Below are 17308 nucleotides of genomic sequence, written 5' to 3'. Positions count from 1 at the left end.
TCAGTTCACACTTGTTGAATTTTGCTTTGGTAGGAGCTATTCTGTTTAGAACTTCCAGTCGAATCGATACGAATCTAATCGTTAACCCACGAAAATAGAGCAGGTTTGGCATTTGCCTCGCCATACTTGGGCACAAAGGTATTACATTTTATCGAAATGGCAAAAAATAATCCCAACTTTTTCTTTGTTATTCAAAAAAAAATGAGTAGCTTTGCAGATGAAATGTAAAATGAAGATAATATGAGATATCCTATAGGCTTACAATCGTTTGATCATCTGCGTGAAGAAGGTTACGTTTATGTTGATAAAACGGCTATGGTGTATTCCTTGGCACATGGAAGTACTGTCTATTTTCTGGGTCGTCCCCGACGATTCGGAAAGAGTCTTCTTATCTCTACCTTCGAGAACTATTTCCTAGGCAAAAAAGAACTGTTCAAAGGACTTGCCATCGAAAAACTGGAGACGGAATGGAAAACCTATCCTGTGTTTCATATAGATTTCGGAACAGGTTCTTATGCTAATGAAGATGCTCTCAATCAGATATTCGAGTTCTATCTCTCGGGATGGGAAAGAAAATATCAGATAGAGCGTGAACCGGGGGTTACCGATTATAACCTGAGATTTAAAAAAGTTTTGGAAGAAGCTCATCGTCAGACTGGGCTGCGTGCCGTGGTCCTGGTGGACGAATATGACAAACCGCTGCTCGACGTGATGGATACGGGATATATGGTAGAGCATTTGGGGGAACAGATAACTTTGGAGGAGAAAAACAGAAACATGCTTCGCGCTTTCTATTCCACCTTTAAGGGAGCTGACAAACATCTGCAATTCGTTTTCCTTACCGGTGTCACTAAGTTCTCGCAAGTAAGTGTGTTCAGTGATTTTAATCAGCCTAATGATATCAGCATGTCGCCTAAGTATGATACTATTTGTGGTATTACAGATGAAGAACTGGAACAGACTTTCTCGCAACAGATAGAGGAGTTGGCTGCTGTTTATGACTATACTGGTGAGAAGATGCGGGCGGTATTGAAAAAGCGTTTCGATGGATATCATTTTAGCAAAAGGATGAAGGGTGTTTATAATCCTTTCAGCATTCTGAACACATTTGATAAGCAGGATGTTCAGGATTATTGGTTTCGCACAGGAACACCTACCTATCTGGTCCGTTTGTTGAATCATTTTGATGAGAATCTGGATGAGTTGACGGGTAAGTATTATATGACCGATCAGTTTGTTGATTATCGTGCAGATAAGGAGAAGCCTTTGCCTATGATATTTCAGAGCGGTTATCTTACCATCAAGGATTATGATAGTGACATGAATACTTTTTTGTTAGATTATCCGAACGATGAGGTAAAGCGTGGCTTTGTTACTCTGATGGCTAACAATTATTTGGAGCCGAAAGACAATATAGATAATTGGATAGTTACGGCAATCTCTGCTTTAAGGAAAGGTCACCTGGATGATTTTCAAGTCCATCTGACTGCTTTTCTTTCAAGTATTCCTTATACGATGCGCCGTAAGGATTCAGAACGGGAGAAGGAGCGTTATTTTCATTATACATTTTATCTCCTGCTACGACTTTTGAGCACATATACGGTTTATACGGAAAAGGTACAGAGTCAGGGTAGGGTAGATTGCATAGTTGAGACCTCGAAGTTTATCTATATCTTTGAGTTCAAACTTGACGGAACAGCTCAGGAGGCATTGTTGCAAATTAATAATAGGGGATATGCCCGTGAGTATGCCAATGATAAAAGAAAACTCTTTAAAATAGGATGTAGTTTCTCTTCAGAAACGGGAACCATTGAAGATTGGAAGATTGAAGGCTGAAATTCTACTACTTGTTAACATAAAAATAGGCTGAGCCATCATGCGATGACTCAGCCTTAATTCTTTTTAATCCATTCAGAACTTTACTGCTGAACAGGAATCTTCTTGACGCGACGCTCGTGACGACCACCCTCGAATGTTGTGGCAAAGAACTCGTCGAGAATAGCCTCGGCGGTCTTGTTGTCTACGAAACGACCTGGAAGTACCAATACGTTGGCATCGTTGTGCTGACGAACCAAATGAGCAATCTCTTTGCACCATGCCAATCCGGCACGTACACCCTGATGCTTATTCAATGTCATGGCGATACCTTCGCCGCTACCGCAAATGCCGATACCTGGATAAACTTCGCCGCTCTCAATGCCTTTAGCAAGAGCATGACCGAAGTCAGGATAGTCTACACTCGCATCGCTGTATGTACCATAATCCTTTACAGGATAACCCTTCTTTTCCAAATATTCCAAAACAAATTGCTTCAATGGAAAACCTGCGTGATCGCATGCAATACCAACTGTCTTTACTTCCATAATACTTAAGTTTTTTAAGTGAAGAACGAAGAGTGGAGAGTGAAGAATTCAAATCCTTTTTCTCTCGCATACCTGCTTCATCGCTTCACAAGGTTAATAAAATATATAGAGGGATAACATTCGAAAATCATCTTACATGAAATACGAAACATGACCCTCCTGATAAATATGAAAAGGAGAGTGAAGTGCGAAAAGCAGAAGATGATTCAAAGGATTATCCGAAAATAAAAACTGTTGAATTCTTCACTCTTCGTTCTTCACTCTTCACTTAACTTTATGCTTCAGCCAAGAAAGCCTTTACCTGCTTGTAAACGTTCTCGCCTGTGTAACCGAGCTTCTCATCAAGTACCTTGTAAGGAGCTGAGAAACCGAAGCTCTCCATACCCCAAACCTTACCATTAGCGCCTACGAGACCCTGGAGTGTTACAGGAAGACCGGCAGTCATACCGAAGATCTTAGCGTTCTTTGGCAATACGCTCTCCTGATATTCCTTGCTCTGACCGCGGAACAAACCCTCTGATGGAGCACTTACCACGCGAACCTTGATGCCGTCGGCACGCAAAGCCTCGCAACCAGCCTCCAATGTAGAAACCTCAGAACCACTTGCTACGAGGATAACGTCTGGATTCTCGTCGCTACCAGCTACGATGTAAGCACCCTTGGCTGCCTGCTCGTAGTCTGTACCCTCTGGCAACTTAGCGATGCCCTGGCGAGAGAAGATGAGCGCTGTAGGAGTCTCAACATTCTCCATAGCGAGCTTCCAGCAAACTGTAGTCTCGTCAGCATCAGCTGGACGGAATACGCGAACGCTGTCCTTGCCTGCGTGGTTCTTCAACTTCTCCATCAAGCGGATCTGAGCCTCCTGCTCAACTGGCTCGTGAGTAGGTCCGTCCTCACCAACGCGGAATGCATCGTGAGTCCAGATAAACTTAACAGGAACCTGCATCAGGGCAGCGAGACGAACAGCTGGCTTCATATAATCAGAGAATACGAAGAATGTACCCATTGCTGCAACCACACCACCGTGGAGCATCATACCGATACACATATCTGCCATAGTCAACTCAGCAACACCTGCCTGGAAGAAAGCACCTGAGAAATCACCACGAACGATGCTCTTGGTCTTCTTCAAGAAACCATCTGTCTTATCTGAGTTAGAAAGGTCAGCTGAAGCACAGATCATGTTAGGAACCTGCTCTGCCAAAACGCCAAGACAAGCAGCAGATGCTGCACGTGTAGCTGAACCAGCCTTCTGCTCAACCTTGCTCCAGTCTACCTTAGGAGCCTTGCCGCTGAACCACTCATCCATCTGGGCAGCCTTCTCTGGATTAGCCTTGCGCCACTCAGCCTCTGCAGCCTTGCGCTCTGCAACAATCTTCTTCAACTCCTCTGCACGCTTAGCGTAGATTTCCTTTACATCGTCGAAGATAACAAATGCATTCTCAGGATCACCACCCAAGTGCTTGATTGTATTAACGTAAGCATCGCCACCGAGAGGAGCACCGTGAGTATTGATGCAAGCCTCGTAACTTGTACCGTCTGCGCGGAGGGCACCCTTACCCATTACGGTCTTACCGATGATGAGGGTAGGGCGATCCTGCTCCTTCTGAGCAGCATCGAGCGCCTCACGAATCTGAGCCACGTCGTTACCGTTGATCTTGATGACATTCCAGCCCCAAGCCTTGTACTTCATCTCTGTATCCTCGTTCATTACAACGCCACACTCTGTAGAGAGCTGGATGTCGTTAGAATCGTAGAACATGATGAGGTTGTTCAAACCGAGGTTGCCGGCGATACGACCTACACCCTGAGAGATTTCCTCCTCTACAGCACCATCAGAAATGTATGCGTAGATCTTGTGCTGCATCATGGTTGAACCCAGACGAGCCTCAAGGAACTTCTCAGCAACAGCTGCACCAGCTGCGAGGGCATGACCCTGACCAAGAGGACCAGATGAGTTCTCGATACCACGCTGAAGGTCGAGCTCTGGGTGACCTGGAGTTACAGAACCCCACTGGCGGAACTGCTTGAGGTCTTCCATTGAGAAGAAACCACGCAAAGCCAAACCAGCATAAAGCATTGGGCTCATGTGACCTGGGTCGAGGAAGAAGCGGTCGCGGCCAGTCCATGTTGGATCAGCTGGATCATAAACCAGGTACTCAGAGAAGAGCACGTTGATGAAGTCAGAACCACCCATAGCACCACCTGGGTGACCTGAGTTTGCCTTTTCTACCATTGAAGCAGCCAAGATACGGATGTTATCTGCTGCATGATTCATTACTTTAATGTCGTTCATAATCTTATATTAATTATAATTGTTATTTCTGCTGAAATATTCTTGTTTTTCTAGCTCTGAAGGCTACTCAAAAGAAGGATACTTCCTTTTTTCGCCTTCAAAGATACTATTTTATTTTCAAAACTACGATAGATTTTGCAGGAATTTTTACCTTAAGGGTGTTTTTCTTTACTTTTGCATCCTTAAAAACTGCAGGCTTCACTACATCCGGGTGTGCGAAGTCGTTGTAATCGCTCACCTTGTTGCAGGAAAGAATCTGTCCTGTTACAGTTTTTGGAGCAGCTGCACCATCCAGATTGAACTCTACCTGCTGAGCCTTGTCAAGACTGACATTGGCAAGAGCAACCACGATGGTTCCGTCTGCCTTCTTGGCTGCTGAAGTAGATACCAATGGAATCTTTCTTCCATCTCTTGCGTGATCATCGCCGCGAACATCCATAGAGTCGCACTTTACATCCATTGGGAGATAGGTTGCCTCCTGGAAGTCCTTGTACATGTTGAATACATGATAGGTTGGAGTCAGAACCATGTGACCTGTTCCCTTTGTATCAGTCAGAATCATAGACTGGAGCACGTTGACAATCTGTGCGATGTTGGTCATCTTCACACGTTCTGCATGACGGTGGAATACATTCAGCGAGAGTGCAGCAACGAAGGCATCGCGCATACAGTTCTGCTGATAGAGGTGGCCCTTGATAGTGCCAGGCTCCTCATCCCACCAGGTTCCCCATTCGTCAACGAGGAGGGCTACCTGCTTCTTTGGATCAGCCTTGTCCATGATAGCTTCATGCTTCTTGATAACATCTTCTATGCCGAGCGCCTTGCCCAGGGTCCAGTAGTAATCCTCATTGTTGAACTTGGTGGCAGAACCCTTGCTGCCTGTCCAGCCGGCTACTGTATAATAATGTAGAGAGATGGCGTTGGCACGGTTGCCGATACGATCCATCAATACCTTAGTCCAGTTATAATCGTAATCGCTCGCTCCAGATGCTATCTTATAGAGCTGGTTGCCGTCATAGTTGCGGCAATAAACAGAGTAGCGGCGGAAAAGATCTGAATAATATTCAGGACGCATGTTGCCACCGCATCCCCAACTTTCGTTACCAATACCTAAGTATTTTACCTTCCATGCCTTGTCGCGGCCGTTCTGTCGGCGAAGTTTTGCCATAGGAGTATCGCCATCGCTGGTCATATATTCCACCCACTTGGCTAATTCCTCAACAGTGCCGGAACCCACGTTTCCGCTGATGTAAGGTTCGCAACCCAACATCTCGCAGAGATTCAGAAACTCGTGTGTACCGAAAGAGTTGTCCTCAATGGTACCTCCCCAGTTGTTGTTCTGCATCTTTGGTCGGTTCTCACGTGGACCGATACCATCCATCCAGTGATACTCGTCAGCGAAGCATCCTCCAGGCCATCTTAATACAGGCACTTTCAGGTCCTTGAGGGCTTGGAACACGTCGTTGCGGTAACCCTGTGTGTTAGGAATCTTAGAATCAGGACCTACCCAAAGTCCGCCATAGATACAACTTCCGAGATGCTCGGCAAACTGGCCGTAAATCTCCTTATTGATTTTCTGTGTTCCTTGGTTGGCATGGATTGTTCCTGTAACATCCTGAGCTTGAGCTGAGAATGCAACTGCTGTAGAAAGCAATGTGGTAGCGAAAAGTTTCTTCATCATTGTTCTTATTATTTGTTGTTGATTTTTAGTATAATACGTTTGTGGAGGTATAATCCCCACAAACGTATTTATCGTTTAGTTACTTTTTGTTCTCAACTGCTGCCTTTTCGATAGCAAGACCAGCCTTGTAAGTTTCGATGTACTTATCGAAACCAGCAACATCTTCTGCAGTAGGTGCAATCTCTACACCAGTATTGCCTGCGAATACTTTCTTGTCGAGATAATCTGCAAGGCTCAACTTCTCTTCGTTGTTAACGAGATAACCTGCGAGAAGGGCGATACCCCATGCACCACCTTCGCCTGCTGTCTCCATGACAGAGATAGGGGAATTGATGGCTGCAGCGAGGATGCGCTGACCTACACCCTTGGTCTTGAACAAACCGCCATGACCGGTGATGCGGTCTACCTGTACCTTCTCGTCCTTGAACAATACATCGTTACCAATCTTCAGTACAGCTACTGAAGCGTAGAGGTTGGCACGCATGAAATTGGCAAGATTGAAGTGGTCGTTGGCAGAACGTACGAACATTGGGCGACCTTCTGCAAGACCTGTTACAGGCTCACCAGAGATATAGTTGTAAGCAATCAAGCCACCGCAATCTGCATCGCCTTCAAGAGCATGGTTGTAGAGCTTTCCGAATACCTCGTTCATATCTACAGGAACACCGAGCAACTCCTGATACTGCTTGAACAAACCTACCCATGCATTGAGGTCTGAAGTACAGTTGTTGCAGTGAACCATTGCTACAGGGCTACCATCAGGAGTAGTCACCATATCAATGACTTCGTAAGGTTGGCTCAAGGCTTTCTCCAATACGATCATAGAGAAAGAAGAAGTACCTGCACTGACGTTTCCTGTGCGCTGACGGACAGCGTTGGTTGCTACCATACCAGTACCAGCATCACCCTCTGGAGGACAGAGTGGAGTGCCTGCCTGAAGTGTGCCAGATGGGTCGAGCTTCTTTGCACCTTCCTCGGTCAATACACCAGCGTCTTCGCCTGCGTTCAGTACCTCTGGGAGAATGTCGAGAATCTTCCAGCCCAGGTTCTTAGGTTCGATGAGTTTATCGAACTTAGCTACCATCTCAGCATCGTAGTTGTTGGTGTTAGAGTCGATTGGGAGCATACCTGATGCATCGCCTACGCCAAGCACCTTCTTGCCTGTGAGCTGCCAGTGGATATAACCGGCGAGAGTTGTAAGGAAGTCAATCTTGTTGATGTGATCCTCACCATTCAGGATAGCCTGATATACGTGAGAGATACTCCAACGCAATGGGATGTTGAAGTGGAAGAGTTCTGAAAGTTCAGCTGCAGCCTTGGCTGTATTGGTGTTACGCCATGTGCGGAAAGGAACGAGGATGTTCTCATCCTTGCCGAATGCCATATAGCCGTGCATCATCGCAGAAATACCGATGGCAGCCAACTGCTTGATTTCGCAGTCGTACTCAGCCTTCACGTTCTTGCGGAGGTCAGCGTAGCAATCCTGCAGACCTTTCCAGATGGTGTCGATGCTGTAAGTCCACAAGCCATCAACCAACTGATTTTCCCACTCAAAGCTACCCTGTGCGATAGGGTTGTTGTCGGTGTCAATCAAGACAGCCTTGATTCGGGTAGATCCAAACTCGATACCGAGAATGGCCTTACCTGATTCTATAATAGTTTTTGCGCTCATTTCTTTTAAATGTTTAATGTAAAGAACAAAGGGTAAAGCCTTGAAAATCATTCGGATTTTTCACTCTTCGTTCTTCACTCTTCACTTAAATTATCTCAACGCCTTGTTGAGCATGTAATAAATCTCGTTGTTGCGGAGCTGCTGCTTGAAGCTGCTGATTGTTGTGTTCTTGTCGATGTTAACGAACTCAATACCCAGAATCTCGCAGAAGTCCTCCCAGTACTCAGCAGTGATATCGTAAGAGAATGCACTGTGGTGAGTACCACCAGCGAGGATCCAAGCACCTGCACCAATCTCGAATGTTGGCTGTGGAACCCAAAGAGCAGAAGCTACAGGAAGCTTAGGCATTGCCTTTGGCTCGATGCACTCTACCTCACTTGCGATGAGACGGAAACGATTGCCGAGGTCAACTACTGTTGCCTTAACACCCTTACCAGTCTTAGATGTGAACACGAGGCGAGCTGTCTGCTGCTTGCGGATACCGATGCCGAGGAAGTGAACCTCGAGCTTTGGCTTGTCTGAAGCGATCAATGGGCAAACCTCGAGCATGTGGCTCTGGAGGCTTGATGTGCGGTCCTCAGCGAAGTTCAGTGTATAGTCCTCGAGGAATGAGCAACCCTTCTCCAAGCCCTGGTTCATAACCCAAAGTGTGCGGTAGAGGCAAGCTGTCTTCCAGTCACCCTCTGCACCGAAACCATAGCCCTCTGCCATCAGGCGCTGTGAAGCCAAACCTGGAATCTGGTCGAAACCGCAGAAGTTTGGATCGTCGATGTCTGCGTCACCGAGGTCATCAAAGTTGGTTGTGAATGCTACTGCATTCTCATCCTTCAATACGCGACGGAGAGCGATCTCAGCCTTAGCTGCGTTCTTCACCTTCTCCCAATAAACTTCCTCGCCAGACTCATCGATCTTGATGGTGTACTCTTTCTTGTACTCCTCAACGAGGGCATCAGCCTCTGCATCAGTTACCTTCTTGTAGTACTCCATGAGTGAAGATACTGGATAGTAATCTACGTGGTAACCCAAGCGCTGTTCGAACTCTACGCGGTCGCCATCTGTTACGGCTACGTTGTTCATGTTCATACCGAACATGAGGCAGCGTACGTTGTGAGCATCAGCAACACCGGCAGCAACACGAGCCCATGTTGCAATCTGCTTCTGAGCCTCTTCGCTCTTCCAGTAGCCTACAACTACCTTTCTAGGGATGCGCATACGGGTGCAGATGTGACCGAACTCGATGTCGCCGTGAGCAGACTGGTTGAGGTTCATGAAGTCCATGTCGATAGAATCCCAAGGGAGTTCTGCGTTGTACTGAGTGTGGAAGTGGAGGAGAGGCTTCTCGAGAGCCTGCAAGCCCTTGATCCACATTTTAGCAGGAGAGAAGGTGTGCATCCATGTGATGATACCTACACACTTCTCGTCGTTGTTGGCAGCCTTCATGACAGCCTCTACCTCTGCAGAAGAGTTAGCTGTGCCCTTGTAAACTACTTTGATTGGAATGATGCCACTATTGTTCAGACCATCTACCATGTCCTTTGAGTGACCATCTACTATCTTAACTGTTTCGCCTCCGTAAAGAAGCTGTGCACCAGTTACAAACCAAACCTCTAAATTTTCAAATGCTTTAATCATGATTGTTTGTTGTATCAATTGTTATTGTTTATGTGATTTATTATCTTTATTTGAAGCACTGTTGATTAGTGCTTTTTCTGTCCGTAGTAAGCGTTAGGGCCGTGCTTGCGGTTGAAGTGCTTCTCTACGAGCAATGGGTTCATGGTGGTGTTTGGATTCACAGAGAATGAGATGAAAGCCATTTTTGCCACCTGTTCAGCTACTACTGCGTGATAAACAGCCTGGTCAGCATCCTTACCCCATGTGAAAGGACCATGGTTCTTAACCAATACGCCCGGAGTATGAACCGGGTTGATGTTGTCTTTCTTGAAACGATCAACGATGACAACACCTGTGTTGTGCTCATATTCTGCCATCATATCCTCGGTCATCGCATCAGTGCAAGGGATGCAATCGTGGAAGTAATCAGCATGAGTTGTACCAATGTTAGGGATGTCCAAGCCAGCCTGTGCCCAAGCTGTAGCATAAGTAGAGTGGGTATGAACTACGCCACCCAACTCAGGGAATGCGCGGTAGAGAACCAAGTGGGTTGGAGTATCAGATGAAGGGTTCAGATCGCCTTCTACTACCTTACCTGTTTCCAAGTCTACCACTACCATATCGCTAGCCTTCATGGTGTCATAGTCGACGCCAGATGGCTTGATGACAACCAGACCTTTTTCGCGGTCGATTCCGCTCACATTACCCCATGTAAAGAGCACGAGGTTGTGCTTAACGAGATCAAGGTTTGCCTTGAACACTTTTTCTTTTAATTCTTCTAACATAATATCTTTTGTTTAAAGTTGTTTATTCTATTTCAAGTTGAACGATGGGTCTTCCTCGTATGCTTTCTTGTTGAAGCGGTAGAGGGCGGCGCCTCGTTTCGAGTTGACTTTATCGATGAGTTCTGTCTTCTCGATGAAGTCGATATCCTTCACGCGTTTGCGGAAGTTGCGCTTGTCAATCTCTTCGCCTATTACTGCCTCGAATACGTGCTGAAGCTGTGTCAGGGTAAAGAGGTCGGGGAGGAGTTTGAAACTTAATGGCTCATGATTGATACGGCGGCGTATCTGAGCGATAGCATTGCGAATCATGAGTTTGTGGTCTGAGTAAAGTTCTGGAAGTTCATTCAGACTAACCCATTCCAATCCGTGTTCTACACGGAGGCTGTCGTCATAGTCTTTCACATTGATGAGAGTGCAATAGGCGATAGAGATAACTCGCTCACCTGGGTCACGGTCGATGCGGCCGAAAGCTCCTACTTGTCTTATATAGAGGTTTTTCATTCCAGTAAGTTCCAGGATGACTCTGTTGGCTGCATCTTCTAGATTTTCTGTTGCACCAACGAAACCACCATAGAGTGACCATTCGCCTCTTCCTGGGTCCATCTTGCGTTTACCTATCAGTACCTGGAGGTTGCTACCGTTGAAACCGAAAATGATACAATCGACGGATACTAATACTTTGGAGTATTCATTATAAAACTGGGTCATGGTCTTTTGCTGTTTTGATGTAATGATTCAATGTATGTATAGTTGTATTCTTTGTGCTTGCTCTTCAGAGAGCGGCTTCGAGAGAATATCAAGGAGTAAGAAGGAGAAGTAAGGATTGCGTTTTTTTCAACAGAAAACTGTTTTGTCTGATTTTTGAGAAAATTCCAGACTCCTCACTTCTTACTCCTGATGGGAATAATATTTTACCAGAAGTATGCGTAGAATGCTGCGCAGAGGCCGATTACTACGAGTGTACCGACAATATCGAAGGCACTCCAACTCTCACGGATAGACTTCTTGAAGTCTGATGTGAAGGTGATTGCCTCTACCTGCTCCTTGCTTGGAGCTGGAGTGAAGCAGCTTACTACTATCATGAAGATGATGAGGAATACGAGCAACCAGCACTCGAATACGAGCCAGTTGGTCTGCCAGAACCATGCGGTGTAATCCCAGAATGCACCATCCATTGTTGCCTTACCTGTATCAGTGATGACGTTGGTAACGAGGCGGAGCATACCGATGAGGAAACCGGTAATCATGGTGTATTCACCTGCCTTTGGAGTAATCTTCTTGAAGAAGATACCCATTGCAAATACGGCTACCATGGCTGGAGCCAGGAGTGACTGGATACCCTGGAGATAATTGTACAATGTATCCATCTTCATCATGATTGGCAACCATGCGAAACCAAGAACCACAACTACAACGGTAGCGATACGGCCAACGAGTACGTAGTGAGCCTCAGACATGCCCTTCTTCAATGGCTTGTAGAAGTCCTCGGTGAAGAGGGTAGCACAACTATTGAAGAATGCTGCCAATGAAGCAACCAATGCACAGATGAAACCGATAGTTACGATTCCCTTGATACCTGCAGGAAGTACGGTCTTTACCATGATGGCGAAGGCTGCATCAGTCTCGTTCATCTGGATAGCGCCCTTCTGAGCCAAAGCGGCTGCAATCATACCTGGAATCAGGAACATGAAGCAAGGGAGTACCTTGAAGAAACCGGCTGCGATAGTACCGCGGCGGGCACGCTTCATAACCTCTACGTTGCTCTCGCCAGGAACCTGACCGAGTACACGCTGAACGATGTGCTGGTCTGTACACCAGTACCAGAAACCGATGATGGTTGCACCGATGAATACTACGAAACCAGGATATTCCTGATACATAGAGTCACCAGCCTCCCAGTGGAACATGTGAGTTGTACCATAACCATTGTTCAGCTTGCCGCAGTAATCCATCATGTCGGCCCAACCGGCAGAGATGCTGCCACCGCCGAGGGTAGAGAGACCGAGGAAGAGTACGAGGAAAGAACCGATGACGAGGATAGGAGTCTGGATGGTTGACAATGTCATCACACCCTTCATACCACCGAATACGGTGAAGATGGTAGTGAGGATAATCAAGCCGATGGCACCAGCCCAAAAGTTCAAGCCCCAAAGATATTCAAAGAAGATACCACCTGTAAGGGCTGTAACACTCACCTTAGTAAGGATGTAAGCTACGAGGGTGATGATAGAGAGCCATGAACCTGTGCGCTGGGTATAGCGGAACTTCAGGAAGTCTGGCATGGTGATGATTTTACCCATCTTGTTGATGAGCAACTGATAGAAAGGTACGAACAACCAACCGAGGATGAGGATCATCCAACCCTGCATCTCCCAGTGTGCCATACCGACACCACTCTTGGCACCTGTACCTGCCAAACCAACGAGGTGCTCAGAACCAATGTTGGCAGCAAAAATAGCCATACCGATTACATACCATGGCTCACCCTTACCGAAGAGATAAGCAGAAGAGTCTTCACCTTTCTGAGCCTTTCTGTCTTTCACGATTGCGTGCCAGACAGCCCAAATTACGCCGATTACACCAATGGCGAGTACAGCCCAATCAAGCCATACGAATTCTGTTGAATTCCAATTCATAATTACTATAAGATTGTTTGTTTATTATTATTTGTTTGTTTTTCTCTTTTATTGGATGCTTATTATGTTAGTTTCTTATCCAGCACATTTCGTTTTTTGTCATTGCGAAAACTTCTTGTTGGATGTTAGCTGTTCCGGCGGATTTTATCCGCCGGTTCGCTAACTTTTAAACTAACTTACGCTTACTTTTTAACGCTGAATTTGTAAGCGAGGTGAGAATAGTATTTCTCTCCTGGCTTCAATGTGGCATCTGTCCAATCCTTTACACCCTGAGCAATCTTGGTTGGAGAATCAGGATATTTCTGGCTCTCGAAGCAAACGCTTACGTGTTTAGGATACTTGATGCCATGCTTGCAGGCAATACCTGTACCTTGGAAGTTACCAGTGTAGACCTGAATACCAGGCTCGTTGGTAAATACTTCAAGAAGGATACCGCTCTTTGGTGAGTAGAGGCTTGCACAAACTGTTTTGTCATCGCCCTTACCATCCTTATATGTGTTCAAACACCAGTTGTGGTCGTAACCTGTGGCATTCTTAATCTGGTCAAAGTTATAATCTACCTTCTTGCCGATTTCTGCAGGTGTACGGAAATCCATAGGGGTTCCTTCTACGCTCTTGATTTCACCTGTTGGGATGTAAAGTGAATCTGCAGGAGTAAACTTATCTGCATTGATGTACATTACCTGATCGAAACCTTCCTTAGATGGATCGCCGTTCAAGTTAAAGTAACTGTGGTTGGTCATGTTGACAACGGTTTCTTTGTCTGTTGTGGCACCAAACTCGATGTCGAGTGTGTTGTTACTCTTGACGGTATACTTAGCTGTTGCTGTTACGTTGCCAGGGAATCCATTCTCGCCATCCTTCGCATTGATAGTGAAGGTAACGGATGAGTCGTTTTTCTCTGTAATGTCGTAAACCTGGTTCAACCATCCTGTAGCACCACCACCATGCAGGCAGTTGCCATTATCATTTGCCTTCAACTGGTATGTTGAACCAGCAAGTGAAAGTTTAGCATCCTTGATACGGTTGGCATAACGTCCTACAGAAGAACCATAATCCGAAGGAGAGTTAAGTGTGTCAGCATACTGGTGTATGTTGTCGTAACCCAGAACCACATCCGTTGGCTTTCCGTTCTTATCAGGAACGGAAATGGAAACGACACGTCCACCATAATTGGTGAGGCAAACTTCCATGCCGTTTGCATTCTTGAGAGTTACTAACTCAGTCTTCTTGCCCAATACTGTTGAATCGAAATCTGCTGGATTCAAACCAGATTGTGTGAGACTTGCATTGCTGCTTGATGAACAAGCTGAGAGGGTAGCGATAGCCGCAAAACCAACTCCCATAAATAGGGTCTTAAATGTACTCATTTTTAGGCTGTTTTTTATTGTCTATTCATTTTGGGTGTAAAATTACAATTTTATTTCGAATCTGCAAGCGTTTTCCCTAACTTTTTTTCTGCTAAAGTGTCTTTTTAACACTATTTGTATGAAAACGCCTTTTTTTGGCTTATTTGGAACAAAAAAACTGCAGTTAGCAAATACTAACTGCAGTTCCTTATATTAATATATAATATATATATTAGCAAACCTTGTGAGAACCCTCAGAGATGATTACAGGGTAAATCTCTGGAGCATGACCATATTTGGCTGTGAACTTAGCTGTAACGTCCGCAACGAACTTGTCGTAGATATCGTCCTTTACCAAGTTGATGGTGCAGCCACCGAAGCCACCGCCCATGATACGGCTACCAGTAACACCATTCTCCTTAGCCACTTCATTCAAGAAGTCGAGTTCCTCGCAGCTAACCTCGTATTCCTTGCTCAAGCCGTGGTGAGTCTCGTACATCTTCTGACCTACAGTCTCGTAGTCACCCTTCTCAAGAGCATCGCAGACTGCCAAAACGCGGTCCTTTTCGCCCAATACGAAGTGAGCGCGGTTGTAATCCTCTTCGCCAACCTCAGCGCGAACTTCCTCCAGCTGCTCCCATGTGCAATCACGGAGAGTTTCGAACTTAGCTTCTGGGTGCTTTGCTGCAATGTGCTTAACAACATTTTCGCAAGAGTTGCGACGGTCGTTGTATGGAGAACCTGCCAACTCGTGCTTTACCTTAGAGTTTACCAAGCAGAGCTTGTAGCCCTTAGGTTCGAATGGGAAGTATTCAAATTCGCGGCTGTTGCAATCAAGACGCATCAACTTACCTTCCTTACCGAAAACAGAAGCGAACTGGTCCATGATACCGCAGTTAACACCTACATACTTGTGCTCTGTAGCCTGACCTGCGAGAACGAGATCCCATTTAGAAACCTTGTTGTCACCAAAGAGGTCGTTCAAAGCAAAAGCAAAACAGCTTTCAAGAGCAGCAGAAGAAGACATACCTGCACCGAGAGGCACATCACCATAGAATGCTGCATTGAAACCCTTCACGTCAACGCCCAAAGCCTTCATCTCCTGGCAAACACCATAGATATAACGTGCCCATGAAGCGCGTGGACCTTCAGGATCATTAACCTTGAATTCTACACGATCTTTCAAGTCGATAGAGTAGAGCATGACGGTATCTGTTCCGTTAGGACGGATTTCTGCCATGATACCCTTATCTACTGCACCTGGGAAAACAAATCCACCATTATAATCGGTATGCTCACCAATCAAGTTAATACGACCTGGTGACATGTAGATGTTACCTGTTTTACCATCGAAATGCTTGATGAAGCGGCTTCTTACTTTTTCAATATCCATAATTAGTTAAGTTTTTGTTGGGTTGTTATTTAAGATTTGATTATATGATTTAGCCCTAAGACTTTATATGCCTTAGGGCTAATTTATTTCGTGTTATTAATCAACAGGAATATCCTTGTTGATGTTCTTGCAACCAGCTACAGCATAGAAGAACATGTATGCCATACAGATGAGAGGCACAATGTAACTAGCCATATAGCCAGCGTTGTCTGCGATGAAGTTCTGTACCAATGGCATCAATCCGCCACCTACTACCATCATCATGAAGATACCTGAAGCCTGGGCTGTATACTTGCCAAGACCCTCAGTAGCAAGGTTGAAGATAGAAGACCACATGATGGAAGTGCAGAGACCGCAGAGTACCAGGAACATAGCAGCGACAGGCACTGTTACCATCTGGAATGATGTACCTGTAAATACAGGCATTTCTACTGTTGTTGACTTGCCGAGAAGTACGGCGAGGACGATAAAGATCATACCTGCACCATTGGCAATCATCATCATCATGCGGCTAGATACCTTGTCAGCAATAAAGCTGGAGCAAAGACGACCAACCAGCATCAGGAGCCAATATGTACCTGCAACGAAACCACCGATAGCTGCTGCATTTGCCAAGGCTGTACCATTGATGAAACCACCACCATTTGCTGTAGTATCAGAAATGTAGAAGTTCAATGTTCCAGGAATGCCTACCTCAACACCTACATAAACGAAGATTGCGATAACGCCGAGGTTGAAGTGGCGGAAAGCCCATGGTGAATGCTCGAATACAGTCTTGTCTGTAGTCTTACCCATCTCTGGATCCTGAATAGGGATGAAGTTCAAGATAACGAATGCTGCTGCGAATACGGCAAGGGCAATGTAAAGTACGAGGTTTACATCTACCATTTTGGTGTTAGCAGTAACTGTACCGATAAGGGCACCTACGAGCATTGGGGTTAAAGTGCCAGATAAACTGTTCAATGTACCACCGATGAGATTCAGCTGGTTACCGCGGTTACCACCACCACCGATAAGGTTCAACATTGGGTTAACAACAGTATTCAAAATACATACTGCGAAACCTGAGATGAACGCACCGAAGAGGTAAACAGCGAAGCCTGAGATATCGGCACCGAACTTACCGGAAAGGAACTGGATGAGCACGCCTACGAATCCGGTAGCGATACCGGTGAGGGCTGTCTTCTTGTAACCGATCTTGGTGAGCAACTTACCTGCAGGGATACCCATGAAGAGGTAAGCCAAGAAGTTCATGGCGTTACCCAACATACCGATCATGTTGGCACTTCCGCTGTCAGCGAATACATTTTTCCAAATAACTCCGATAGGAGCAGCCAAATTCGTTACGAACGAAATCATGGCGTAGAGGAACATCATCGTGATAATAGCGATGATATTGCCATTTTTACTTTGGTTTTCCATTTTTTTGATAGTTGATATTGTTATTTGTTATTATTATTTGCGAAAAGCTTGTTTATACTCTTTTTGAAGAGGTTATTAATTCTCTTTTATGGTAAAGAGG

The 17308-nt window shown here is 45.6% G+C and carries 12 protein-coding genes; 1 reads left to right on the top strand and 11 read right to left on the bottom strand.

The window, feature by feature from the left end; genetic code table 11:
* Window positions 1–240 precede the first annotated feature (240 nt).
* Window positions 241–1836, top strand: coding sequence for an ATP-binding protein (locus tag KSW37_RS05430; protein WP_217313563.1), 1596 nt, complete (start codon window positions 241–243; stop codon window positions 1834–1836).
* A gap of 83 nt (window positions 1837–1919) precedes the next feature.
* Here the strand turns inward: KSW37_RS05430 and rpiB are convergent, their stop codons facing one another.
* From rpiB to KSW37_RS05375, 11 genes are all read right to left on the bottom strand, one after another.
* Complete coding sequence (gene rpiB, locus KSW37_RS05425) at window positions 1920–2363, bottom strand: ribose 5-phosphate isomerase B (protein WP_006846783.1); 444 nt, start codon at window positions 2361–2363, stop codon at window positions 1920–1922.
* 274 nt (window positions 2364–2637) lie between these two features.
* Window positions 2638–4659, bottom strand: a complete 2022-nt coding sequence (locus tag KSW37_RS05420) for a transketolase family protein (protein WP_022122119.1) — start codon at window positions 4657–4659, stop codon at window positions 2638–2640.
* Between the two features lie 106 nt (window positions 4660–4765).
* Window positions 4766–6340, bottom strand: a complete 1575-nt coding sequence (locus KSW37_RS05415) for an alpha-N-arabinofuranosidase (protein WP_217313562.1) — start codon at window positions 6338–6340, stop codon at window positions 4766–4768.
* 79 nt (window positions 6341–6419) lie between these two features.
* Entirely contained in the window at window positions 6420–8012 is a 1593-nt protein-coding gene (locus KSW37_RS05410) for a xylulokinase (RefSeq protein ID WP_117693120.1), read from the bottom strand.
* Window positions 8013–8102: 90 nt separating this feature from the next.
* Window positions 8103–9644: an L-arabinose isomerase gene (gene araA, locus KSW37_RS05405; RefSeq protein ID WP_217313561.1), complete on the bottom strand. Its 1542-nt coding sequence runs from the start codon at window positions 9642–9644 to the stop codon at window positions 8103–8105.
* A gap of 65 nt (window positions 9645–9709) precedes the next feature.
* Window positions 9710–10408, bottom strand: a complete 699-nt coding sequence (locus KSW37_RS05400; RefSeq protein ID WP_006846778.1) for an L-ribulose-5-phosphate 4-epimerase — start codon at window positions 10406–10408, stop codon at window positions 9710–9712.
* Window positions 10409–10435: 27 nt separating this feature from the next.
* Window positions 10436–11116, bottom strand: a complete 681-nt coding sequence (locus tag KSW37_RS05395) for an NUDIX hydrolase (RefSeq protein WP_217743429.1) — start codon at window positions 11114–11116, stop codon at window positions 10436–10438.
* Between the two features lie 203 nt (window positions 11117–11319).
* Entirely contained in the window at window positions 11320–13044 is a 1725-nt protein-coding gene (locus KSW37_RS05390; protein WP_217743428.1) for a sodium:solute symporter, read from the bottom strand.
* 182 nt (window positions 13045–13226) lie between these two features.
* A complete protein-coding gene (locus tag KSW37_RS05385) occupies window positions 13227–14414 on the bottom strand; it encodes an aldose epimerase family protein (RefSeq protein WP_217743427.1) in 1188 nt (395 codons plus the stop codon).
* Window positions 14415–14625: 211 nt separating this feature from the next.
* On the bottom strand, window positions 14626–15786 hold the full coding sequence (gene galK, locus KSW37_RS05380; RefSeq protein WP_217313558.1) for a galactokinase: 1161 nt from the start codon (window positions 15784–15786) through the stop codon (window positions 14626–14628).
* A 96-nt stretch (window positions 15787–15882) separates the two neighbouring features.
* A complete protein-coding gene (locus tag KSW37_RS05375) occupies window positions 15883–17208 on the bottom strand; it encodes an MFS transporter (protein WP_217743426.1) in 1326 nt (441 codons plus the stop codon).
* Window positions 17209–17308: the final 100 nt, after the last annotated feature.

It is taken from the genome of Segatella copri (assembly GCF_019127135.1).
Classification (GTDB): Bacteria; Bacteroidota; Bacteroidia; order Bacteroidales; family Bacteroidaceae; genus Prevotella.
The sequence above is the reverse complement of the archived record's forward strand: the minus strand, read 5'-3'. Positions and strand labels throughout refer to the sequence as shown.

Coding starts and splice junctions, on each gene's coding strand:
- KSW37_RS05430 (WP_217313563.1), top strand. CDS start 241: ATGAGATATCCTATAGGCTTACAATCGTTTGATCATCTGCGTGAAGAA.
- rpiB (WP_006846783.1), bottom strand. CDS start 2,363: ATGGAAGTAAAGACAGTTGGTATTGCATGCGATCACGCAGGTTTTCCA.
- KSW37_RS05420 (WP_022122119.1), bottom strand. CDS start 4,659: ATGAACGACATTAAAGTAATGAATCATGCAGCAGATAACATCCGTATC.
- KSW37_RS05415 (WP_217313562.1), bottom strand. CDS start 6,340: ATGATGAAGAAACTTTTCGCTACCACATTGCTTTCTACAGCAGTTGCA.
- KSW37_RS05410 (WP_117693120.1), bottom strand. CDS start 8,012: ATGAGCGCAAAAACTATTATAGAATCAGGTAAGGCCATTCTCGGTATC.
- araA (WP_217313561.1), bottom strand. CDS start 9,644: ATGATTAAAGCATTTGAAAATTTAGAGGTTTGGTTTGTAACTGGTGCA.
- KSW37_RS05400 (WP_006846778.1), bottom strand. CDS start 10,408: ATGTTAGAAGAATTAAAAGAAAAAGTGTTCAAGGCAAACCTTGATCTC.
- KSW37_RS05395 (WP_217743429.1), bottom strand. CDS start 11,116: ATGACCCAGTTTTATAATGAATACTCCAAAGTATTAGTATCCGTCGAT.
- KSW37_RS05390 (WP_217743428.1), bottom strand. CDS start 13,044: ATGAATTGGAATTCAACAGAATTCGTATGGCTTGATTGGGCTGTACTC.
- KSW37_RS05385 (WP_217743427.1), bottom strand. CDS start 14,414: ATGAGTACATTTAAGACCCTATTTATGGGAGTTGGTTTTGCGGCTATC.
- galK (WP_217313558.1), bottom strand. CDS start 15,786: ATGGATATTGAAAAAGTAAGAAGCCGCTTCATCAAGCATTTCGATGGT.
- KSW37_RS05375 (WP_217743426.1), bottom strand. CDS start 17,208: ATGGAAAACCAAAGTAAAAATGGCAATATCATCGCTATTATCACGATG.